This window comes from Sulfitobacter sp. EhC04, assembly GCF_001650875.1.
Classification (GTDB): Bacteria; Pseudomonadota; Alphaproteobacteria; order Rhodobacterales; family Rhodobacteraceae; genus Sulfitobacter.
Genome location: NZ_LXYI01000009.1, coordinates 15,488 through 37,717, shown reverse-complemented (window position 1 = coordinate 37,717; position 22,230 = coordinate 15,488). Strand labels below are relative to the sequence as shown.

The 22,230-nt window shown below is 63.0% G+C and carries 25 protein-coding genes and 1 pseudogene; 18 read left to right on the top strand and 8 right to left on the bottom strand.

Annotation, left to right across the window (positions count from 1 at the left end; all coding sequences use genetic code 11):
* Position 1: 1 nt before the first annotated feature.
* Positions 2-1,420 carry an MATE family efflux transporter gene (locus A8B82_RS04490; protein ID WP_067288806.1) on the bottom strand — a complete coding sequence of 473 codons (1,419 nt, stop codon included), beginning with the start codon at positions 1,418-1,420 and terminating at the stop codon, positions 2-4.
* A 360-nt stretch (positions 1,421-1,780) separates the two neighbouring features.
* Here A8B82_RS04490 and A8B82_RS04485 point away from each other — a divergent pair, with 360 nt between their 5' ends.
* Both A8B82_RS04485 and A8B82_RS04480 read left to right on the top strand, forming a co-directional pair.
* On the top strand, positions 1,781-2,272 hold the full coding sequence (locus tag A8B82_RS04485; protein WP_082899135.1) for a hypothetical protein: 492 nt from the start codon (positions 1,781-1,783) through the stop codon (positions 2,270-2,272).
* 215 nt (positions 2,273-2,487) lie between these two features.
* On the top strand, positions 2,488-3,075 hold the full coding sequence (locus A8B82_RS04480) for a YceI family protein (protein ID WP_067288803.1): 588 nt from the start codon (positions 2,488-2,490) through the stop codon (positions 3,073-3,075).
* A gap of 64 nt (positions 3,076-3,139) precedes the next feature.
* Here A8B82_RS04480 and A8B82_RS04475 read toward each other — a convergent pair whose 3' ends face one another.
* Complete coding sequence (locus A8B82_RS04475) at positions 3,140-4,345, bottom strand: cytochrome b/b6 domain-containing protein (protein ID WP_067289448.1); 1,206 nt, start codon at positions 4,343-4,345, stop codon at positions 3,140-3,142.
* 159 nt (positions 4,346-4,504) lie between these two features.
* Between A8B82_RS04475 and fabD the strand changes: the two genes are divergently transcribed.
* From fabD to cysE, 16 genes and pseudogenes are all read left to right on the top strand, one after another.
* A complete protein-coding gene (fabD, locus tag A8B82_RS04470; protein WP_067289445.1) occupies positions 4,505-5,437 on the top strand; it encodes an ACP S-malonyltransferase in 933 nt (310 codons plus the stop codon).
* Between the two features lie 65 nt (positions 5,438-5,502).
* The gene (locus A8B82_RS04465) at positions 5,503-5,907 is read left to right on the top strand and encodes a hypothetical protein (protein WP_067288800.1); all 405 of its coding nucleotides are present in this window, start codon (positions 5,503-5,505) and stop codon (positions 5,905-5,907) included.
* Entirely contained in the window at positions 5,904-6,485 is a 582-nt protein-coding gene (locus A8B82_RS04460; RefSeq protein ID WP_082899134.1) for a hypothetical protein, read from the top strand. The genes A8B82_RS04465 and A8B82_RS04460 overlap by 4 nt, the downstream gene beginning before the upstream one ends.
* A gap of 18 nt (positions 6,486-6,503) precedes the next feature.
* Positions 6,504-7,241 (top strand): 3-oxoacyl-[acyl-carrier-protein] reductase, encoded by a 738-nt coding sequence (gene fabG / locus A8B82_RS04455; RefSeq protein ID WP_067288797.1) that lies wholly within the window; start codon positions 6,504-6,506, stop codon positions 7,239-7,241.
* 311 nt (positions 7,242-7,552) lie between these two features.
* Positions 7,553-7,786 carry an acyl carrier protein gene (locus tag A8B82_RS04450; protein ID WP_025048350.1) on the top strand — a complete coding sequence of 78 codons (234 nt, stop codon included), beginning with the start codon at positions 7,553-7,555 and terminating at the stop codon, positions 7,784-7,786.
* A 166-nt stretch (positions 7,787-7,952) separates the two neighbouring features.
* Positions 7,953-8,486, top strand: a complete 534-nt coding sequence (locus A8B82_RS04445) for a GNAT family N-acetyltransferase (RefSeq protein WP_067288794.1) — start codon at positions 7,953-7,955, stop codon at positions 8,484-8,486.
* 109 nt (positions 8,487-8,595) lie between these two features.
* The gene (locus tag A8B82_RS04440) at positions 8,596-9,006 is read left to right on the top strand and encodes a hypothetical protein (RefSeq protein ID WP_067288791.1); all 411 of its coding nucleotides are present in this window, start codon (positions 8,596-8,598) and stop codon (positions 9,004-9,006) included.
* Between the two features lie 106 nt (positions 9,007-9,112).
* Positions 9,113-10,369, top strand: coding sequence for a beta-ketoacyl-ACP synthase II (gene fabF, locus A8B82_RS04435; protein WP_067288788.1), 1,257 nt, complete (start codon positions 9,113-9,115; stop codon positions 10,367-10,369).
* A gap of 3 nt (positions 10,370-10,372) precedes the next feature.
* Positions 10,373-11,557 (top strand): endolytic transglycosylase MltG, encoded by a 1,185-nt coding sequence (mltG, locus tag A8B82_RS04430; RefSeq protein ID WP_067288786.1) that lies wholly within the window; start codon positions 10,373-10,375, stop codon positions 11,555-11,557.
* Between the two features lie 489 nt (positions 11,558-12,046).
* Positions 12,047-12,268 carry a GTA-gp10 family protein gene (locus tag A8B82_RS04425; RefSeq protein WP_067288784.1) on the top strand — a complete coding sequence of 74 codons (222 nt, stop codon included), beginning with the start codon at positions 12,047-12,049 and terminating at the stop codon, positions 12,266-12,268.
* Entirely contained in the window at positions 12,265-12,477 is a 213-nt protein-coding gene (locus A8B82_RS23445; protein ID WP_268873791.1) for a rcc01693 family protein, read from the top strand. The genes A8B82_RS04425 and A8B82_RS23445 overlap by 4 nt, the downstream gene beginning before the upstream one ends.
* Entirely contained in the window at positions 12,470-13,126 is a 657-nt protein-coding gene (locus tag A8B82_RS04420) for a phage tail tape measure protein (protein ID WP_067288773.1), read from the top strand. Before A8B82_RS23445 ends, A8B82_RS04420 begins: the two co-directional genes overlap by 8 nt.
* A 14-nt stretch (positions 13,127-13,140) precedes the next feature.
* Positions 13,141-13,773 carry a DUF2460 domain-containing protein gene (locus A8B82_RS04415; protein WP_067288770.1) on the top strand — a complete coding sequence of 211 codons (633 nt, stop codon included), beginning with the start codon at positions 13,141-13,143 and terminating at the stop codon, positions 13,771-13,773.
* Between the two features lie 14 nt (positions 13,774-13,787).
* Positions 13,788-14,444: pseudogene (locus A8B82_RS04410) on the top strand (GTA baseplate fiber-binding domain-containing protein); the annotation flags it as partial.
* A complete protein-coding gene (locus A8B82_RS04405) occupies positions 14,444-14,767 on the top strand; it encodes a DUF7742 family protein (RefSeq protein WP_067288765.1) in 324 nt (107 codons plus the stop codon). The pseudogene A8B82_RS04410 and the gene A8B82_RS04405, both read left to right, overlap by 1 nt.
* Positions 14,768-14,840: 73 nt before the next feature.
* Positions 14,841-15,653, top strand: a complete 813-nt coding sequence (cysE, locus tag A8B82_RS04400; protein WP_067288762.1) for a serine O-acetyltransferase — start codon at positions 14,841-14,843, stop codon at positions 15,651-15,653.
* A gap of 142 nt (positions 15,654-15,795) precedes the next feature.
* On the opposite strand, the gene A8B82_RS04395 is transcribed toward cysE, so the two are convergent.
* From A8B82_RS04395 to A8B82_RS04370, 6 genes are all read right to left on the bottom strand, one after another.
* Positions 15,796-17,121 carry a pyruvate dehydrogenase complex dihydrolipoamide acetyltransferase gene (locus tag A8B82_RS04395; RefSeq protein ID WP_067288759.1) on the bottom strand — a complete coding sequence of 442 codons (1,326 nt, stop codon included), beginning with the start codon at positions 17,119-17,121 and terminating at the stop codon, positions 15,796-15,798.
* Positions 17,122-17,132: 11 nt separating this feature from the next.
* Entirely contained in the window at positions 17,133-18,527 is a 1,395-nt protein-coding gene (locus tag A8B82_RS04390; RefSeq protein ID WP_067288756.1) for a pyruvate dehydrogenase complex E1 component subunit beta, read from the bottom strand.
* A 4-nt stretch (positions 18,528-18,531) separates the two neighbouring features.
* Positions 18,532-19,554 carry a pyruvate dehydrogenase (acetyl-transferring) E1 component subunit alpha gene (gene pdhA / locus A8B82_RS04385; RefSeq protein ID WP_067288752.1) on the bottom strand — a complete coding sequence of 341 codons (1,023 nt, stop codon included), beginning with the start codon at positions 19,552-19,554 and terminating at the stop codon, positions 18,532-18,534.
* Between the two features lie 153 nt (positions 19,555-19,707).
* Positions 19,708-20,007 carry an FtsB family cell division protein gene (locus A8B82_RS04380; RefSeq protein WP_067288749.1) on the bottom strand — a complete coding sequence of 100 codons (300 nt, stop codon included), beginning with the start codon at positions 20,005-20,007 and terminating at the stop codon, positions 19,708-19,710.
* A gap of 87 nt (positions 20,008-20,094) precedes the next feature.
* Positions 20,095-20,877, bottom strand: a complete 783-nt coding sequence (locus A8B82_RS04375; protein ID WP_067288746.1) for an SDR family NAD(P)-dependent oxidoreductase — start codon at positions 20,875-20,877, stop codon at positions 20,095-20,097.
* Between the two features lie 58 nt (positions 20,878-20,935).
* On the bottom strand, positions 20,936-22,123 hold the full coding sequence (locus tag A8B82_RS04370) for a phosphoglycerate kinase (protein WP_067288740.1): 1,188 nt from the start codon (positions 22,121-22,123) through the stop codon (positions 20,936-20,938).
* Positions 22,124-22,230: the final 107 nt, after the last annotated feature.

The window sequence follows — 22,230 nt, the reverse complement described above, 5'->3', positions numbered from 1 at the left end:
GTCAGGCTGGCTGCCTGCCGCGCTGTGCGGCGAACAGACCCCGGCGCAGGCCAAGCGCCGATACCGTCTGATGCAGCACTGCAAGGGTCAGCAGGGCCATCATCAGCTCTGCCAGTGGTCCTGCAAGCCAGATCGCGGGTTCGCCCCAGATCAGTGGCAGGCAGAATGTCAGCGGCAGGCCGAACGCATAGCTTTTGGTCAGGCCCAGAAGGGCCGCGCGTGTGGCATTGCCGATGGCCTGGAAATAGGAGGCAATCACGATCAGCGGCCCGGACAGCCACAGCATCGACGTGTTCACCGGCAGGATGCGCGCGAATTCAGCGATGACCGCCGGTTCGGTGACAAAGAGGCTTGCGATGGTGTCCGGCATGGTCACAAAGGCCGCCTGCATCGCCGCGCAATATATGAACGCGACGCCAAGACCGATCCGCAGCCCGCTGTCAGAGCGCGCCCATTCCCGCGCGCCATAATTGTTGCCGACGATGGTTTGCAGCGCATGGGTCAGCCCCAGCAGCGGCAGGAAGGCAAAGGTCATCACACGGGTCAGGATGCCAAAGGCCGCAACCGTGGTTTCATAGACCGGCGTGTTGACCAGTTGCAGCGCCACGATCACCGCAGCGGAACTGAGCGAAATGCCGATGAAATTCAGGCTTTGCGGTGCCCCCAGTGCCAGAATGCGGCCCCAGCAGGCGGTAAGCGGGATGCGCAGCAGCAGGCCGGGGCGCAACTCGGTGCGGCCAATGCTTCGAAACCCGATGATGATGCAGAGCGCCAGCAGTTGCGCCAGCGCGGTGCCCAGGGCGGAGCCTGCCACGCCCCATCCCAGAAGGGCGATCAGGATGTAGTTGAACCCGATGTTCGACAGCGACACCAGCAGGCTCATCGCGGCCATCAGGCCCACGCGCCCTTCGTTGCGCAGCGCATCGGAATTGACCCCAAGGACCAACAGCAGCGGCGACATGAACACTGTAATGCCAAGGTAGGTCTGGCCCATGTCGGCCAGCGCGCCGGACCCGGAGGCCAGGGCCAGGGTCACGATCCCACCGAACAGCAGGTAGAGCAGCATCAGCACCCCGCTCATCAGCAGGGCCAGCCCATGCGCCCCGACAAAGACTTGGGCGGCCCCGGCCCGGTTGCCCGCACCGAGATGACGGGCAAGGATGCTGGACATGCCGTTGGAGACCAGCGTCGCCAGCGCGACGATCACCATATAGAGCGGGAACACCAGGGTCACGGCGCTGAGTGCGTCGGCCCCGACATAGCGGCCCAGGAAAATGGCGTCCACGACAGCCAGCAACCCGTTCATCCCCATGACAAAGATGATGGGCAGGGCGGTTCGGGCAAAGATCGGGCCAAGCGGGCCATGTGTGAATGGATTTGGAGCAGGGTTCGACGCAGATTTCGTCGCAGGGTTCGTCATTGTGCGGTCCTCGCAAGCTGCTTCACATGGGGGAGGGTGCTCGCCTTGCCGACCTGCGAAGTGCATGTGAGGTCAGGAATGTAACGCGACCTTCACCGTGACTTGCGTCTGCGAGCAGCAGGTGGCCGGACCTGCGGCAGGATTAGCGAAGGAAACCCTTCTTCGCAATCGCAAAAGCGTGTCGACTTTGCCGGTTTTGGCTGGGCGGTCTCAACATGGCCCGACCCGCGCCGCGGGTCTGCCCAGCTTTGGCCCAATTCGTTCTGCAGCATCAATCCAACCAGACAGAGGCCAACCAAACCACGGCTAACCAAACCAGGGCCAACCAAATCAGGGCCAACCAAATCAAGGATTGGGCAGATGACGGCAGCAGCAGATTTCACAAAAGGCGGCGCAACCATGCGCGAACCCGCATCCATGGTGGACGGGGGCAGGATGCTGGCCCGCACCCTGCAACGGATTGTTGGTGCGGGGCTGTTTCTGGCGGCATTCGTGATCTGGCTTGCGCCCGCCACCGCGCAGTCGGATGTGATGTTGTTCAGATTGCTGTTGTCCGTGGCGGCGGTGGTGGCGGGCCTGGGCATGATGCTGGCCAGTGCCAAGCCCGATGCGCCGGAGGTCGAGATTGACACGATCCGCCGCACGGTCAGCCTGGTGCGTCCGGGCGGATATGGTGAGCGGGAGGTGCTGACAAGCTGCGCCTTTGCCGACCTGCGCGCGGCCGAGGTCAATGGCGCGGTTGTCCGTTTGTGGGATGCGCAAGGCATATTGCTGGCCGTCGCAACCCTGACCGACGCAACCCTGCGCAACAGCCTGGTCAACGGCCTGCGCGACGCAGGCAAGATCGCCTGAGCAGAAAATCCATTTGAAAACAGACATTGGCGAACGGCCCAGCGGGCCGGGTGCCGCCGTCAATCCGCGACAGTTTGCTGCGCAGAGCTGAAGTTCTTCAAATGGCAATTGTTTGCTGGCGCGCAGACTCTGTGAGGAGATGTTGAGTTGATTCTGCTGCGGCAAGACGCACATCTGTCGCCACAACGATCAACAAAGACCCTCAGGAGTAACTTATGAAGAATTTGATGTTTGCCGCGGCTCTGGCCCTTGGCGCAACCGGTGCAATGGCGGCCGACACGGCGAGTAACGCAGAAAAATACACGCTGGACCCCAGCCACTCGCAGGTCATGTTCAACTATGAACACCTCGGCTTTTCCACGACCTACGGCATCTTCTCGGGTTTCGAGGGTGAAATCATGTTCGATCAGGAAGACCCTGCCGCGTCCTCCGTCACTGTGTCGATGCCGGTTCTGTCGATGTTCACCGGGTGGGAACAGCGCAAGGATCACTTCATGTCCGCCGATTTCTTTGGCGCGGAAGAGGGCGACATGATCACCTTTACCTCTACCGCTATCGAAGTGACCGGCGAGGATACGGCAAAGATCACCGGCGATCTGACCATGAACGACGTGACCAAATCGGTGGTTCTGGATGCGAAGCTGAACCAGCTTGGCGACCACCCGCAAGCGGGCAAGCCCTGGGCCGGTTTCGATGCGACCACCACCATCGTGCGCTCCGACTTCGAGCTTGGTGCATTTGCACCCTATATCAGCGACGAGGTTCAGGTGAACATCTCTGTCGAGGCGATGAAAGCTGACTGATCGTCCTGCACAGGAAGAATGCGAAAGGCCGGGGATGATCCCCGGCCTTTTTGCATCCGGGTGGTTATTCGCCCGCTGCCGCGCGGGTTGCGGTCAGCCGGATCGCGACAGCCACGGCAAAGGCCAGGCTGTCCTCCTTGGGCATGTTGTCGCCAATGCCAAAGTCGCGCCGGTCCAGGGTCACATCCGCCCGCATCTCGGCGGTGTCGTCGGTGATCGCCAGCCCGAAGGGCAGGGTCAGCGGCACCGACCTGTCCTTGATGGTCAGGGTGCCGACCGCTTCGTAGCCGTCGCTGGCATGTTGGATCTGCGCGTTGAAGGTGGCTGTGGGAAAGGTGTCGGCGGCAAAGAAATCGGCACCCAGGGCCTGTTTGGTGACCGAACCCAACGTCAGCGAGGGGATGGATATGGTGGCGGTGACATCGCCCACGACGCCGATCATCTGCGTATCGTCAAAGGTTATTGCGGCGGTCCAGTCATCAAAGCTGCCGTCGACCTCTGATCCGAACTGGGTCACGCTGATCGCGATGCTGCCCTCCTGCACCTGCCAGTCGGAGGCGACCTCAGCCAGGGCCGGGCTGGCGGGTTCTGCCCCATCCGCGCCCTGCGCCGTGGCCACGGCAAGGCCAAGGGCCGCGCACCAGATCGCAAGGGCGGCCACCACGGGTGCCGCGCTGTGGCTGGCCTGCGGCAGCGGGCCAACCGGTGCTTCGCCCGGCAACATGCGCCGCAGGGTGCTGTCGCGGTCGATGAAGTGATGTTTCAGCGCCCCGGCCATATGCAGCAGGATCGCCCCGATCAGGACACGGCCCGCGAAATAGTGAACCGCGCCAAAAAAATGCTCCACACTGGTGGATTTGGGCACCAGCGGCAGGTTTTGTCCCAGCGGCCACCAGATCGGCGCAAAGCCGGAGGCGGCGGCATGGCCGATCCAGCCCGACAACGGCACGATCACCAGCGCGCCATAAAGCAGCCAGTGCACCAGTTCGGCCAGAAAGCTTTCGGCCTTTTTGTCGGCATTCAGCAGGCCGGGCTTGGGCTGGCTGACCGCCCAGAGGATGCGCGCGAGGGCGACGAAAAAGACAAGCACGCCAAGGGTCTTGTGCAAGGAAAACATCCAGGCCTTGCGGGCCAGTTCGGCGTCTGTGTCATAGGGCAGGTCCTCTGCCACCAGGCCCAGGACAATCAGGGACAGGATCAGCAGCGCGGTCAGCCAGTGAAAGGTTTTTGTGACACCGCCATAGCGGATCTGGGTGTTGGTCAGTGGCATGTCGGTCTCCGGTCTGGTTTCGCGCATAAATACGGGCTGTCGGCGCAGGGGCAATGCCAATTGATGCAGGCCCGCTGTGCAGCCATGCGCGATGCGCTGCGGGCTTGTTCCGGCTGGCTGCGCAGGCTAGACCCGATGCCAACAAAAGGGGAGGCCAAGATGAGCATCGCATTCGTATTTCCAGGGCAGGGCGCACAGACCATCGGGATGGGCAAGGCGCTGGCCGACAGCTACCCCGAGGCGCGGGCGGTGTTCGACGCGGTGGATGACGCGCTGGGAGAGAAACTCTCGGCGCTGATCTGGGAGGGCGAGGCAGAGGCGCTGACCCTGACCGAAAACGCCCAGCCCGCGCTGATGGCGACTTCGATGGCCGCACTTGCCGCGATGCGGGCTGAAGGTTTTGACCTGGACCGCGCGGCCTTTGTCGCGGGGCATTCGCTGGGCGAATATTCCGCGCTTTGTGCGGCGGGCACCTTGTCACTGGCCGATACGGCGCGGTTGCTGCGCATCCGGGGCCGCGCGATGCAGGCAGCGGTGCCGGTGGGTCAGGGGGCGATGGCCGCCGTTCTGGGGCTGGACGCGGAGGCCGCCGAGAAAGTGGCGGCAGAGGCGGCGCAAGGCGATGTCTGCCAGTTGGCCAATGAAAACGACCCCAGCCAGAACGTGCTGTCAGGCAGCAAGGCGGCGATTGAGCGCGCCGTGGTGCTGGCCAAGGAAGCAGGCGCCAAGCGCGCATTGCCGCTGCCGGTCTCTGCCCCGTTCCATTGTGCGCTGATGCAGCCTGCCGCAGACGAGATGGCCCGCGCGTTGGGTGAGGTTCAGATGAATGATCCCGTGGTGCCGCTGGTGGCCAATGTCCTGGCGACCAGCGTGACGGATGCGGGGCGCATCCGCGAACTGCTGGTCGAGCAGGTGACAGGCCGGGTGCGCTGGCGGTCGTCGGTGGAATGGATGGCGGCCCAGGGCGTGACCGAGTTCTGGGAGATCGGTGCAGGCAAGGCATTGTCCGGCATGATCCGCCGCATCGCCAGGGACAGCACCTGCCGCGCGGTCGGCACGCCCGAGGATGTGGCCGCGCTGAAAGACGCCTGAGACGGCAGGCGGGGTGCCGATGACCTGTCGGCGGCCCCGTGTCTATCAACGATGGAGGTGTGCAAATGAGCTTTGACGAAGCGTTGGCCCAGCAACCGACCTGGGTTTTCCTGTGGGTGAACTGGTTGTTCATCGGAGCCTTTGTTTTGCCGGCGGTCCTGCTGATCTGGCGGGCGTCGCGTCTGACCGGAGCGGTGACGCTGTCAGCAAGTGTGTTGGCGGGATTGGCGATCAACTGGATGTATGGCCAGATGGGGTATGTAAAGCTGCTTGGGCTGCCGCATGTGCTGTTCTGGACGCCGGTGGCGATCTTTCTGGTTGCGCAGGCGCGCCGCCCGGACATGCCGGTCTGGCCCCGGCGCATCATCTGGGTGGTGCTGGTCACGATCCTGATTTCGCTGGCGTTCGATTATGTTGATGTGCTGCGATATATTCTTGGGGAACGGACGCCGACGGTGATGCAAGCGTGAGGGCGGTTCGCCCGCTGATCGGGCTGTTGGCTCTGGTGCTGGGGGCCTGTGCCATTGCCGACAACGCAGTGGACCGCACCCGGATGGAGGTTACGGGCGCGCGGCTGTTTATCAGCGGAGAGATCACCAGCCGGACGCCTGCCAATTTCGTGGAACTGCTGGACGCCAACCCGCAGGTGGCGGAGGTGGTGCCGCGCGTGATGCAGGGGTCTCTCGACGATCAGGCGGTGTTGCGCATGGGTTATCTGATCCGCGAACGGGGTCTGGACACACATCTGGAGGCCCGGAGCGCGATTTACTCGGGGGCGGTGGATTTGTTTCTGGCTGGCACCTCGCGTACGATGCAGGGCGGGGCCGTGATAGGCGTGCATTCATGGGCCGATGGATTTGGCGAAGGGGCCAGCTATGCTGCGGATGCGCCGGAGCATCGGGCCAATGCGGCCTATGTCCGTGACATGCTGGGCAGCGATGCGTTTTACTGGTTTACCTTGCAGGCCGCCCCCTCGGACGGGATACATGAAATGACACCGGGCGAGATTGCCCGCTATGGCCTGTTGACGGGGCCGATTGCGAATTGACCACAAGAAGGAAGATATATGTTTGATCTGACAGGAAAAAATGCGCTGATCACAGGTGCGTCCGGGGGCATCGGCACCGAGATCGCGCGGCAGTTGCATGCGCAGGGGGCGACCGTTGGCCTGTCCGGCACCCGGACCGAGCCGCTGGAGGCGCTGCAGGCGGAACTGGGCGAACGCGCCCATGTGCTGCCCTGCAACCTGAGCGACATGGCGGCGGTGGATGCCCTGCCGAAACAGGCGGCTGAGGCGATGGGATCGGTCGATATTCTGGTGAACAACGCGGGCATCACCCGTGACAACCTGTTCATGCGGATGTCGGACGACGAATGGCAGTCGGTGCTGGATGTGAACCTGACGGCCACCTTCAAGCTGTGCAAAGGCGTCATTCGCGGCATGATGAAATCGCGCTGGGGCCGGATCGTGAATATCTCAAGCGTGGTGGGGGCCACCGGCAACCCCGGTCAGGCAAATTACGCTGCGTCCAAGGCGGGCATGGTGGGCATGTCAAAATCCCTGGCCTATGAGGTCGCGAGCCGTGGCATCACCGTGAATGCGGTGGCGCCTGGGTTCATTACCACGGCCATGACCGACAAGCTGACCGACGACCAGAAGTCTGGAATCATGGGGCAAATCCCTGCGGGCCGGATGGGTACAGCGGCGGAAATCGCGGGCGCGGTTGTCTATCTCAGCAGCGAAGAAGCCGCTTATCTGACCGGCACCACCTTGCACGTCAACGGCGGCATGGCCATGTTGTGACCCTGCGCCTATGGCGTCCGGCCTTGACCCTGAATTGCCAATACCCCGCCGCGCCAGGCGCTCTCGGGACATTGGCGATGTGATCTGTCTTTGGGTAAAGACCGGACGCCGTAATAACATTTGCGTGTCATGCGTCATGTGCTAAAGGGGGCGCAGAATCGTAAAAGGGGGTGCTTGCGTGCCCTATGGGCCTTGTGCGAACAAGGGTCAGAGCCGCTTCGGAAACGGGGCATCCGCCAACCGCTGAACATCAGCACGAGGCTAGTTTAAATGGGGGTCATACCGACCTTCGGAAGACATGAGGACTTATTATGAGCGACGTCGCAGACCGCGTAAAAAAGATCGTTGTGGAACACCTTGGTGTTGAAGAGGACAAAGTCACCGAGAATGCGTCGTTCATCGACGATCTGGGTGCCGACAGCCTCGACACCGTCGAGCTGGTGATGGCGTTCGAAGAAGAGTTCGGCATCGAGATTCCCGATGACGCAGCCGAGAACATCCAGACCTTCGGCGACGCGGTGAAGTTCATCAAGGAAGCTTCCTGAGTCCATGCGCCAGCGGCATGGCCGCGGCTGAAAACCATTGAACGGCGTCATCCTCTGCGGATTGACGCCGTTTTTCGTTTCTGCGGTGCAGCGGGGGTTGCGAAGCAGCACGGGCATTTGCCAATGTGCGTTCAGGCAGTTCTCAAGAGTGAAAGTTATTCACCGCATGTCCCGCAATGTTCCGACGATCAATACCCACCGGTTGACCCTGCGTGCCATGCGGCGCGAGGATTTTCCGCGTTTTGCGGAGATCTGGGCGACCCCGGCGGTCGTCACCCATATTTCCGGCAAGCCCTGGCCCAAGACACGGTCCTGGGATGCGTTCCTGCGCAATGCGGGGCATTGGCAGATCGCGGGTTTCGGGCAATGGGCGATCCAGATACATCGCCAGCCCGAAATGTCCGGACAAACGGGTTTCTTCTTTGGTTCCAGGGGATTGGGCGATGATTTTGATCCGTTTCCAGAGGCGGGCTGGGTGTTGGAACCCGGTGCGCAGGGGCGCGGGCTGGGGCTTGAGGCGGCGCAGGCGGCACATGATTGGTTCGACCGGGTGGTGGTGGGCCGGACGGTTTGCATGATCACCCCGGACAATGAAGGGTCGCTGCGGATTGCCGAGATACTTGGCTATACCGCGCTGCGCGAGACCGAGATGGATGGCGATCCGGTGGTTCTGCTGACCCGCAAAGGGCCCCCGGTATGAAGGATTGTTCAGCCACGGGAAACCGCGCAAGGGTAAGGTTTGCCTGACTTGTTGCACGGCCCCCATGCTGGCAGTTTTTCACGTATAGGCAATCAAGGTCCTTTCGCTCATGCTCTCTTTCTCGGAATTTCTGCGGCACAAACAGCATCTGCTTGTATCGGCCTGCGCGCTTTACCTGACTTTGGTCATGGTGCCGCAACTGCCGCTGGCCGGGCCGCATATCTGGCTGACTGCTGCCGCCTTTTCGATCTACGTCAACCTGACCTATCTGGCCGAAACTCATGGCCGCCGCCCGCCGCTGGGGCCGGAAACCCTGATGTCCTCGGTTCTGATCTGCGGGGTTGTCTTTGGGCTCGTCACCTCGGCGGTGCTGATTGTCGCGACGATCTTTGCGCAGGGCATCTGGCATCTGATCCGACGCCTGCAGCACGGCGCGCCGCTGAAATCGCTGAACACGCTGGGGTGCTTTGTCGTTGAAATGAGCTATGGCCTTGTCCTGCTGGTGCTTTTTCTGCGCTGAAGCGCCTGCTTCCCGGCGTACCTGATCCTGCCGAGCGGTGCCTCGGCTCTTGAACACGGGGCCTTGGCCAAGGTATAGCCCTGTAAAAGACATGAGGGGGCATTTGATGCGCAGAGTGGTGGTGACGGGACTGGGGCTGGTGACGCCTATGGCCGATGGGGTCGAGGCAAGCTGGTCGCGGCTTCTGGCGGGACAATCAGGGGCGGGTCCGATTACCTGTTTCGATGCGAGCAATGTGATCACGCAATATGCCTGCGAGGTGCCCCTTGGCGATGGGTCGGACGGGACCTTTGACGCGGGCAAGTACATGGAGCCCAAGGAACAGCGCAAGGTTGATACCTTTATCCTGTTCGGCATGGCGGCGGCGCAGCAGGCGGTGGAGGATTCCGGCTGGATGCCCGAAGACCGCGAGAGCCTTGAGCGGACGGGTGTGCTGATCGGTTCCGGCATTGGCGGGCTGAATTCCATCGCCAATACTGCGGTCATGATGAAGGAAAAGGGCCCGCGCCGCGTGAGTCCGTTCTTTGTGCCGGGCGCGCTGATCAACCTGATTTCCGGTCAGGTGAGCATTCGCTACGGGTTCCGGGGGCCGAACCATTCGGTTGTGACGGCCTGCTCCACCGGGGCGCATGCCATTGGCGACGCCTCGCGGCTGATCCAGCATGGCGATGCGGATGTGATGATCGCAGGCGGGGCCGAGGCGGCGATCTGCGAGATCGGGATTGCCGGGTTCAACGCCTGCAAGGCACTGAGCACAAAGCGGGGCGATGACCCCACCAAGGCGAGCCGCCCCTATGACAAGGACCGCGACGGGTTCGTGATGGGTGAGGGTGCCGGTATCGTGGTGCTGGAGGAATACGAACACGCCAAGGCGCGCGGTGCCAAGATCTATGCCGAGATTCTGGGATACGGGTTGTCGGGCGACGCCTATCACATCACCGCACCGGCGGAGGATGGCGACGGCGCCGAACGGTCGATGCGCAGCGCGCTGCGCGGTGCCGGGCTGGAGCCGGGGGATATCGACTATATCAACGCGCATGGCACTTCGACCATGGCCGATACCATCGAATTGGGCGCGGTCGAGCGGATGCTGGGTGATGCGGCGGGCAAAGTGACGATGTCATCGACCAAATCCGCCACCGGGCACCTGCTGGGTGCTGCGGGCGCGATCGAGGCGATATTCTCGATCCTTGCGATCCGCGATCAGGTGGCGCCGCCGACGATCAACCTGGACAACCCGGCGGTCGAGACGGCGATTGACCTTGCACCCAACAAGAAGGTTGAGCGCGAGATCAAGGTCGCCTTGAGCAATTCCTTCGGGTTCGGCGGGACAAATGCCTCTGTCCTGTTCGGAAAGGTCTGATTCATGTGGCGACATATTGCGTCCAACGCAGTGACATTCCTGATTGTGGGGCTGTTCCTGCTGGGCGGCGTCATCCTGTGGGGCAAATCGCAATACCAGGCTGAAGGGCCGCTGGATCAGGCGATCTGCGTGCAGGTCGAGCGCGGGTCCAACATGCGCCGGGTCAGCCAGAATCTGGTCGATCAGGGTGCGATTTCCTCTGCCGCGATCTTTCGCATCGGGGCGGATTATGAGGAAAAGACCGGCCAGTTGAAGGCGGGCAGTTTTCTGGTGCAGCCGGGCACCTCGATGTCGCAGATTGTCGATGTCGTGACCAAGGGCGGGGCCAGCACCTGCGGCACGGAAGTGGTCTACCGGGTTGGCGTGAACCGGGTGTCGGTGCAGGTGCGTGAACTGGACCCCGCCACCAACCGTTTTGTCGAGCGCGCCGAGTTCACGCCCGGCGAAGGCGATGTGCCGGAGGTTTTCACCACGCTCAAGGAAAAGGCCGACACCAGATTCCGGGTTGCCATGGCCGAGGGGGTGACAAGCTGGCAGGTGGTCGAGGCGCTGAAGGGCATCGACTTGCTGGACGGCGAGATTGCGGATGTGCCGCCCGAGGGCGCGCTGGCCCCCGACAGTTATGAGGTGCGTCCCGGCGATGACCGGGGGGAAATCCTGGCACAGATGGAGGCTGCACAGGAGGTGCTGGTCGCCGCAGCCTGGGAAGCGCGTGACCCCGATCTGCCCATCGGCAGCCCCGAAGATCTGCTGATCTTGGCCTCCATCGTCGAGAAGGAGACCGGTGTGCCGGAGGAACGGGGGCAGGTGGCCTCGGTGTTTGTGAACCGGCTGAACCAGAACATGCGGTTGCAGACCGACCCGACGGTGATCTACGGGATCACCAAGGGGCAGGGTGTGCTGGGCCGGGGCCTGCGGCGGTCGGAACTGCGCGCGGAGACGCCGTGGAACACCTATGTGATCAACGGCTTGCCGCCCACGCCGATTGCCAATCCGGGCCGTGCCAGCCTGATGGCGGCGGCGCAACCGGATCAGAGCGATTACGTGTTCTTTGTCGCGGACGGGACCGGCGGGCACGCTTTTGCCACCACGCTGGAGGAGCATAACGAGAATGTCGCGCGCTGGCGGCAGATCGAGGCCGAACGCGGTGCCGGGGCTGCGGGCAATGCATCTACCGGGGGTAACTGAGGCTGCGGGCGGTCGGGTAAGGTCTTGTTAACGCTTAAAAACTTGACTTTGCGCACGGTCTGACGTATAGATTTAGGCATGCTAGGACAGATGGCAGGCGGCCTCGGGGTGACCCGAGTGCCGCCTTTTTCATGTCTGTTCGGTCAGGGCCCCTTAGGGCGCTTCGCGTTGAACCTGGATCGCCTAACGCTGCCTGAAATCAATAATTTCAAAGCGTTAGGAGATAAGAGACGATCCAGGGCAAAGGCGGAGCGCTGTAGCGAAAGGTTTGACTCTGAATGACGATCAAGACCCAGGAGCAAGACGTAGCATATAGCGCAGAGGTTTTTGAGGCCCTGCAAAATGCGGTCCGGGATCTGCGGCGGCGGATCGAGGACCTGACAACACAAGCGCAGTCCATAGAGGACATCGACGGAAAGGCGGTGATGCAGACCCTGAAGGAGATTCAGGGGCTGATACCGCAATGTGCAAAGGCGGAGAACAATCTTCATGAAAACAGAAACAGACAAGCTGGTGGCGCTGGTGGAGCGGTTCGAGAGCAACAGCTTTGCCAGCCGCGACGTGCTGGCCCTGCTGGGTGCGGGGCTGCGGGGCGGCGGCGCGCGGATCACCGATGCCGCGCTGGCGCAGGCCGAGATCGGCGGTGGGCCGATGGCGGCGGCGCGGGCGGCGGCGGAACTGCTGGCGCGGGCCTTTGTGGTGCCGGAGTGAGCAGTGGGCAATCTCTGGACTGGGGCGCGCTGATGCGGGCGGGGCTGCACGGGCTGCGGCTGAGCCCGGAGGTGTTCTGGGCCCTGACCCCGGTGGAATTGCAGATCATGCTGGGTAGCGCGGGCGCGCAGGCGCCGATGCTGAGCGACGGGTTGGCGGCGCTGATGGCGGCCTATCCAGATCAGAGGAAGGAAACCGGCGATGGCTGAGTTTGAAGACATGGACGACCTTGAGGACAACGCGCAGGGGCTGAACAACACGCTGAGCGCGACCAGTGGGCTGGTGGCCGCCTTTGACGGCGAGTTGGGGCGCATGCGTGTGTCGCTGGCAGCGACCGGCAAGGACGTGGCCACACTGGAGCGGGGCCTGAGCAAGGGGCTGCGCAAGGCCTTTGACGGTGTGGTGTTCGACGGGATGAAGCTGTCGGATGCGCTGACCACGGTGGCCCAGTCGCTGATGCGCACGACCTATAATGCGGCGATGCGTCCGGTGACGGATCACTTCGGGGGGCTGATCTCGCAGGGGGTGGGCAGCATCGTGCAGGGCATTCTGCCCTTTGCCGATGGGGCCGCGTTCAGCCAGGGGCGGGTGATGCCCTTTGCCAGTGGCGGTGTGGTCAGTTCGGCCACTACGTTCCCGATGCGTGGTGGCGTGGGTGTGATGGGCGAGGCAGGGCCGGAGGCGATCATGCCGCTGGCGCGGGGCAGTGACGGCAAGCTGGGCGTGCGCGGTGCCGGGGGTGGCACCACGGTGGTGATGAACATCACCACGCCGGATGTGCAGGGGTTCCAGCGCAGCCAGTCGCAGATCGCCGCACAGATGAGCCGCGCCCTGAGTGCCGGCAACCGCAACAGATAGGACGGAGCAGCATCATGGCTTTTCACGAGGTACGATTTCCCGCCAGCCTGAGCTTTGGCGCAATGGGCGGGCCGCAGCGGCGCACGAATGTGGTGACGCTGGCCAACGGGTTCGAGGAGCGCAACACCCCCTGGGCGCATTCGCGCAGGATCTATGATGCGGGTCTGGGGATGCGGTCGATTGACGATCTGCAACTGTTGATCGGATTCTTCGAGGCGCGGATAGGGCAGTTGCATGCGTTTCGCTGGAAGGATTGGGCGGATTACAAGTCGTGCCGGGCCTCGCTGGAGCCTGCCTTTGACGACCAGACCATCGGTTACGGCGACGGGGTGAAAGCCGATTTCCCGCTGGTGAAGACCTATCGTTCCGGCGCGCAGAGCTATCATCGCCCGATCCTCAAGCCGGTCGCGGGCACGGTGCGCGTCGGCCTGGAGCAGGACGAGGTGCGCGAGGGGCTGGATTACGAGGTGGATGTGACCACGGGGCTGATCCGCTTTGCCCATCCGCCCGATCCGGAGATCGAGATCAGCGCCGGTTATGAATTTGACGTGCCCGTCCGGTTCGACACCGATCGCATCCTGACCTCGGTGGCCAGTTTTCAGGCCGGTCAGGTGCCGGATGTGCCGGTGATCGAGGTGCGGATCTGATGGCCGGGGTGAGCGCGGCGCTGCTGAGCGGGGCGAATCTAGCAGCGATCGGGGACGGGACGGCGGAGAATTGGGAGGTGTTCCAGTTCCAGACCGCCACGCTGGTGGCGCCGGGGATCTATTGGCTGTCGGGGCGGTTGCGGGGGCAGGCGGGGAGCGATGCGCTTATGCCCCAGGTCTGGCCTGCCGGGTCACGCTTTGTGCTGCTGGACGGCAGGCCGCAGCAGATTGATTTCAGCCCGAACCTGCGCCGGGTGGCGCAGCATTTCCGCATCGGGCCCGCGCGGCGTGGCTATGATGATCCGTCCTATCGCCATCTGGTGCAGGCCTTTCAGGGCAACGGGTTGCGCCCGCTGAGCCCCTGCCATCTGAGCATCGTCAAACGCGCGGATTCGAGTTTTGACCTGAGCTGGATCAGGCGGACGCGGCTGGACGGCGATGCCTGGGAGGTGCCGGAGGTGCCGCTGGGCGAAGAGAGCGAGCGCTATCTGATCCGCATCACGGCGGGCGGCAATATATTGCGCGAGCAACAGGTGGATGCACCGGGGTGGACCTATTCCCCGGCAGATCAGGATACCGATGGTCTGACACTGCCGTTCGAGGTGTCGGTGGCGCAGATATCGGCGGTCTATGGGCCGGGGCTGGTTCAGACGCGGCTGGTGGCTGGCTGATGCGGGCGGTGTTGCTGAGCGACATCAGAGAGGCGGCGCGGGCCTTGCGGGCGGCACCGGCACCGCGCCGTGCGGCGCTGTGCGCGCGGTTGCTGCGCGAGGCGGATTGGGCTGACCGGCACACCCGGCGATTGGGGCGGGTGCATCCGCTTTGGGGCAATGGCACCTTACTGGGGGCGGCGCGGGCGCGGCGGCTTGCGCCGGTGGGCAGGTTTGACGACCCGGAGTATTGCGCGTGTTTTCAGATGGTTGTCACGGCGGTTCTGGAAAAATGCGCCGGGCGCTCTTGCAAGCGGGGCTTACATGCACACATGGGAATTTAGTTGCATCACGGGTTTGCCATTGGTTTTCTGATGCGGCATGAGGTAGTCTGAGCCCAGCAAAGGACGTGATGTTATGGCCGAACCCCGCAGAAATATCTCCAGCGTTGACCCGGTCTGGGAGCAGATCCAGCACGAGGCGCAGCAGGCGGTGAAGGATGAGCCGCTGATCGGCGGGTTTGTGCATGCCTGTATCCTGCATCACAAATCCATCGAAAAGGCGCTGTCTTACCGGATTGCGGCAAAGCTGGCGTCGAATGAAATGTCGATGGTGGTTGTGCGCGAGATCGTGGACGAGGCCTTTGCCGAGGATCCCGGTCTGGTGGAAGCGGCGCGCGCCGATCTGGTGGCGATCTATGAACGCGACCCGGCCTGTCACCGGCTGGTGCAGCCGATCCTGTACTTCAAGGGCTATCAGGCGGTTCAGGCTTACCGTGTGGGGCATCACCTGTGGATGAAGGGCAAGCGCGACCTGGCCTATTTCGTGCAGATGCGGGTGAGCGAGATCTTCGGGGTGGATATTCACCCGGCGGCCCGGATCGGCAAGGGCATCATGATCGACCATGCCCATTCGATTGTCATCGGTGAGACCGCCGTGGTGGGCGACAATGTGTCGATGCTGCATTCGGTCACCCTGGGCGGCACCGGCAAGGAAGAAGAGGACCGGCATCCCAAGATCGGTGATGGCGTGCTGATCGGGGCCGGGGCGAAGGTGCTGGGCAACATCAAGGTGGGCCATTGCAGCCGAATCGCGGCGGGCTCCGTGGTGCTGGAAGAAGTGCCGCCCTGCAAGACAGTGGCGGGCATTCCGGCCAAGATCGTGGGCGAGGCGGGCTGTGATCAGCCCTCGGTGCTGATGGATCACATGTTCGGGTCCAAGAGCGTCTGACAGCCAGGCGACATTTTACAGAACGGAAAAAGCCGGGGCGATGCCCCGGCTTTTGCATGATGTTTGCCGCGTCTGTGACGCGGCGGGTGAGGGGCTGTCTGCCCCTCACACTCCCCGAGGATATATCGCTGCCAAAAAGAAATCAGGCCAGCATTGTCATCGGCGCTTCGAGATTGTCCTTGATCGCGTTCAGAAGCTGTGCGCCCAGGGCACCGTCGATGACGCGGTGATCGACCGAGAGGGTCACCGACATGACCGTGGCCACGCTGACCTGGCCTTCGGCATCCACCACCGGCTTTTTCACCCCTGCACCCACGGCGAGGATCGCGCCATGGGGCGGGTTGATGACCGCGTCGAAATTGTCGATGCCGAACATGCCGAGGTTGGAGATGGCAAAGCTGCCGCCCTGGTATTCATGCGGGGCCAGCTTGCGGTCGCGGGCGCGGGTGGCGAGGTCTTTCATCTCGGCCGAGAGGGCGGAGAGCGATTTCATTTCCGCGTCTTTCAGGACCGGGGTGAACAACCCGCCCTCGATGGCGACAGCGACCGCGACGTCGGAGGGTTTGAGCTTGAACACCTTGTCGCCTGCCCAGACGGCATTTGCCTCCGGGACCTCTTGCAACGCCAGGGCGCAGGCCTTGATGATGAAGTCATTGACGCTGAGTTTCACGCCGCGCGTTTCGAGCTGTTTGTTGAGCTGGGCGCGGAAGGCCATCAGCGCATCGAGCTGGATGTCGCGGCGCAGGTAGAAATGCGGCACTGTCTGCTTGGCCTCGGTCAGGCGCGCGGCGATTGTGCGGCGCATGCCGTCGAGTTTGACTTCCTCGTAGTCGCGGCCTTCGTACATCTTGGCGATGGCATCGGCGGAGGGGCCTGCGGGGGCTGCGGCCTTGGGCGCTGCCGAAGCTGTCGCAGGTTTGGAAGCGGCGGCCTTGGGCGTGTCGGAGGCAGAGAGCCCTTCGACATCGGCCTTGACGATGCGGCCATGCGGGCCGGAACCGGAGACGCCGGAGAGGTCCAGCCCCTTGTCCGCCGCGATGCGGCGGGCCAGCGGCGAGGCAAAGATGCGCTTGCCGTCACCGCCCTTGGGGGCGGGTGGTGCTGCGGCTGCTTCCGGTTTGGCGGCGTCGGGTGCCTTGGCTTCCGGCTTTGGCTTAGGTGCGTCCTCTTTCGGTGCGTCGGCCTTGTCCGGGGCGGGAGTGTCACCGATGTCATCGGCGCTTTCGCCCTCTTCCAGCAGCACGGCGATCACGGCGTTCACCTTGACGCCTTCGGTGCCTTCGGCGATCAGGATCTTGCCGATCACCCCTTCGTCCACGGCCTCGAATTCCATCGTGGCCTTGTCGGTCTCGATCTCGCACATCACGTCGCCGGAGGCGACGCTGTCGCCCTCCTTGACCAGCCATTTGGCCAGCGTGCCTTCTTCCATGGTGGGGGAGAGGGCGGGCATGAGGATTTCTGTTGGCATCTGTCCGCTCCTTACTTGTAGGTGACTTTTTTCACGGCTTCGACAACCTCGTCGGTGGTCACCAGCGCGTGTTTTTCAAGGTTTGCGGCATAGGGCATCGGGACATCCTTGCCGGTGCAGTTGATCACCGGGGCATCGAGATAATCGAAGGCCTCTTGCATGATGACGCTTGAGATGTAGTTGCCGACCGAGCCTTGCGGCCAGCCTTCTTCCACGGTGACGCAGCGGTTCGTCTTCATCACCGATTTGATGATGCTGTCGGTGTCCATCGGGCGCAGGGTGCGCAGGTCGATGACCTCGGCCATGATGCCTTCTTCTGCAAGCCTGTCAGCAGCTTGCAAGGCATAGCTCATCCCGATGCCAAAGCTGACGATGGTCACGTCATCGCCCTCGCGCCAGATCCGGGCCTTGCCGAAGGGAACCGTGTAATCCTCGATCTCCGGCACGTCGAAACTGCGGCCATAGAGGATTTCGTTTTCCAGGAAGATCACCGGGTTCGGGTCGCGGATGGCGGTTTTCATCAGGCCTTTGTAGTCCGAGGCCGAATAGGGCATCGCGACCTTGAGGCCGGGGATCTGCATGTACCAGGCGGCGTAGTCCTGGCTGTGCTGCGCGCCGACGCGGGCGGCGGCACCGTTGGGGCCACGGAACACCATGGGCGATCCCATCTGACCGCCGGACATATAGAGCGTCTTGGCGGCGGAGTTGATGATCTGGTCGATGGCCTGCATGGCGAAGTTCCAGGTCATGAACTCGACAATCGGGCGCAGACCGCCCCAGGAGGCGCCGACACCGATCCCGGCAAAGCCGTGTTCGGTGATGGGCGTGTCGATCACGCGCTTGGCGCCGAATTCATCCAGCAGGCCCTGGCTGATCTTGTAGGCGCCCTGATATTCGGCGACTTCCTCGCCCATCAGGAAGACGTTTTCGTCGCGGCGCATTTCCTCGGCCATGCCGTCGCGCAGGGCCTCGCGGACCGTCTGTTTCTTCAGCGTGGTGCCCTCGGGCCAGTCGGGGGCTGTGTCGACCTTGGGTTCAGGGTGTGATTTGCCCTCTGCCGGGGCAGCTTCGGGTTTGTCTTCCTTTTCGGCGGGGGAGGATTTGGCTGCCGGTTCTTCCGATTCTGCCGGTTTGGCGGAGGTGTCGATGTCATCCGCGCTTTCGCCTTCCTCCAGCAGGATGGCGATGGCGGTGTTGACCTTGACGCCTTCGGTGCCTTCGGCGATCAGGATCTTGCCGATGGTGCCTTCGTCCACCGCTTCGAATTCCATCGTCGCCTTGTCGGTTTCGATCTCGGCCATGATGTCGCCGGAGGAGACGGTGTCACCCTCCTTGACCAGCCATTTGGCCAGCGTGCCTTCTTCCATTGTGGGGCTCAGGGCGGGCATGAGAATTTCGGTTGCCATTGTCTTATGCCTCCTGCGGGACTTCGGTTGCGTAGATATCCGTCCACAGCTCTTCAAGCGCGGGCTCGGGGCTTTCCTTGGCGAATTCGGCACTGTCGTTCACGACTTTCTTGATGTCCTTGTCGATGGCTTTCAGATCCTCTTCACTGGCGTGTTTGCCGGTCAGCAGCAGGTTGCGCACGGCCTCGATCGGGTCGCGTTCGTCACGCATCTTCTGCACCTCTTCGCGGGTGCGGTATTTGGCGGGGTCCGACATCGAATGCCCGCGATAGCGGTAGGTCTTGATCTCAAGGATATAGGGGCCTTTGCCCGCGCGGCAGTGCGCGACCGCCTTTTCGCCCGCTTCCTTGACCGCCAGCACATCCATGCCGTCGACCGCTTCGCCGGGGATGCCAAAGGCCTTGCCGCGTTCCCAGATCTCGGCCGAGGAGGTCGAGCGTTGCTGCGAGGTGCCCATGGCGTATTGGTTGTTCTCGATCACGAAGATACAGGGCAGTTTCCACAGGGCGGCCATGTTGAAAGCCTCATAGACCTGGCCCTGGTTGGCGGCGCCGTCCCCGAAATAGGTGAAGGTGACGTGATCGTTGCCCTTGTACTTGTCGGCAAATGCAATGCCCGCGCCCAAGGGCACATTGGCCCCCACGATGCCATGACCGCCGTAAAAGCGCTTTTCTTTCGAGAACATGTGCATGGAACCGCCCTTGCCCCTGGAATACCCGTCCTCGCGGCCTGTCAATTCGGCCATCACGCCGTTGGGGTCCATGCCGCAAGCCAGCATATGGCCGTGGTCGCGGTAGGTGGTGATGCGGCTGTCGCCTTCCTTGGTGGTGGCCTCAAGGCCGACAACCACGGCTTCCTGCCCGATATAGAGGTGGCAGAAGCCGCCGATCAGGCCCATGCCGTAAAGCTGGCCCGCCTTTTCCTCGAACCGCCGGATCAGCAGCATGTCCTTGTAATAGGATTTCAGCTCATCGGCTGAAACATTGGGTTTGCTGGCGGGTTTGCTGGTGGATTTTCTGGCGGCCATGGGCATCTCCTCGGTGCGCGCGGAATCGCGGGCTGCGCAATTAGTTTAGCGTTAAACTATTCTGTAGCGGATTCGGTTGCAGAAGTGTAGAGCGGTTTTCGCCGGGCGTGCAACCGGGCGGAAAACCAGCCGATGTTTCGCAGGAATTCGGTCTTATCTGATCACAATTTCATCAGGGCGCACCATGCCCAGCACCCGGCGCACCTGTTCGTCGACCAGATCGAGGTCCAGATAGTCGTCAGACATGCGCTTGGTCAGGTTCTCCATGCGCGCCACATCCGTGCGCACGGTGGAAAGCTGGCTGCGCAACTCCTGGCTTTCGGCCAGGATTTCCGCGCGGCGGAACAGGCCGTAATCGCCCTGAACGGCGGCAAAGGTGAAATAGAGGCTGAGCGCGAATGCAATCGCATAGAACAGCAAGGGGCCGAAGGCCGGGCGTGCGGTGCGTGTCATCTGGTCTGCCTCAATTCGTCTCTTGGTGGACGTGACAGCAGTATGACACAGGTGATTCGCCAATGGAATCCCCCGCGTGCACGCAGGTCAGCTTTTTGACATGAAAACACCGGTCATGGCGGTGACGACCCGGCGCGGGGCAAGGCGCGGCAGGAGGGCAGACAGTTTGTTCAACAGGCCGGGGACCACCACGCGCCTGCCAGCCATCGCCGCCTGCCATCCGGTTGCGGCAACGTCATGGGCACTTGCCGGGGGCGAGAGTTTCAGCAGGCGGATGCCCTGCATCTCGGCCTTGGCGAAAAACCCGGTACGGGTGGCGCCGGGGCAAAGCGCGGTGACGGTGACCCGCGTCTTGCGCAATTCATGGGCCACCGCTTCGGACAGGCTGAGCACATAGGCCTTGGTGGCGTGATAGATCGCCATGTTGGGGCCGGGCAGGAAGCCCGCCAGGGACCCGACATTCAGGATGCGCCCGGTGCCGGCATCGGTCATATGGGGGATCGCCAGATGCATCAGCCGGGTCAGGGCGCGCATGTTGACGTCGATGCTGCTCAGCTCCATCGCCCAGCCCGCATCGCCGCCCCCGGCAAAAGGCCCGTTCCGGCCCAGCCCGGCGTTGTTGATCACAAAGTCGATCTGCCGCCCCTCTGTTGCCTCGGACCAGAGCCGGTCAACCTCGGCCAGATCGTTCAGGTCGGCAGGGATCACCACCACCTCGGCCCCGCGGCTGCGCAGTTCCCCGGCCAGCGTGTTCAGCTTGTCCTCGGACCGGGCGGTCAGGATCATCGCGCGCCCGTGCTTTGCCGCCAGCCGGGCGAATTCAACGCCCAGCCCGTCAGATGCGCCGGTGATCAATGTCCATGCTGTCATGCCAGCCTCCCTTGCCGCTGGCGGGCAGGGTAGCGGGTGACACGGATCAATACCAGCTTCAGCCGTTCAGGGCGGCGACACCGGGCAGCTCCTTGCCCTCCATCCACTCAAGAAAGGCACCGCCTGCGGTCGAGATATAGGTGAAATCATCGGCAACACCGGCCTGGTTGAGGGCCGCCACGGTATCCCCGCCGCCCGCGACAGAGGTGAGCGTGCCCGCGCGGGTCTGGCGTGCTGCGGCCTGTGCGGCGGCGACGGTGGCGGTGTCGAAGGGGGCGATTTCAAAGGCCCCCATCGGTCCGTTCCAGATCAGGGTTTTCAACCCGGCAAAGGCGGCTTCGAGCAGTGCGATGCTGTCGGGGCCTGCGTCCAGCACCATCTGGTCGGCTTCCAGCTTTGCATCCGGCCCCAGTGCCACGACCTCATGCGCCGCCCCGCCGGCGAACTCGCGTGCCACCAGCCCGTCGACCGGCAGGATCACCCGGCACCCGGCCTTGTCCGCCTGCGCCAGGATGTCCTTTGCGGTGTTGTAGAAATCGGGCTCTTTCAGTGAGGCCCCCATGTCGGCACCAAGGGCGGCAAGAAAGGTGTTTGCCATGCCGCCGCCGATCACCAGCACGTCGAGCCGGTTCACCAGATTCTCCAGCAGTTCGATCTTGGTCGAGACCTTGGCCCCGCCCACCACCGCGCCCACGGGGCGTTCCGGCTTGGCAAGGGCGGCTTCCAGCGCGCTCAACTCGGCTTGCATCAAGCGGCCCGCGCAGGCAGGCAGCAGCCGCGCCAGCGCTTCGGTCGAGGCATGGGCGCGGTGCGCGGCGGAGAAGGCATCGTTGCAATAGACATCCCCCAGCGCGGCAAGGCGGCGGGCGAAACCCTGATCGTTGGCCTCTTCGCCGGGGTAGAAGCGGATGTTTTCCATCAGCAGCACATCGGTGTCCCAGGTCAGCCCGTTCTCGGCGGACTCAAGGCTGTCGATCAGGGACACAGAGCGCCCCAGCGCGGTTTCAAGGGCGGGCAGCAGCGGTTTCAGCGACATTTCCGGCACGGGTTTGCCCTTGGGGCGGCCGAAATGCGCCAGCAGCACGGGCTTGCCGCCTGCTGTCAGGATATCGGTGATGGTCGGCACGATCCGCTCGATCCGGGTGGCATCGGTGACGCGGCCATCCTCGACGGGGACGTTGATGTCAACGCGCACCAATACCGTCTTGCCGTCCAATTCCAAGTCATCCAATGTTTTCCAGCCCATGCTGTGCCTCCGGTTTCAAATATGCTGGCTGTCTTTTGCCACATCGGGCGCGGGGGTCAATGCATCTGCTTGGCAATCCGGGCAATCGACCTTAGGTATCGCGCAAC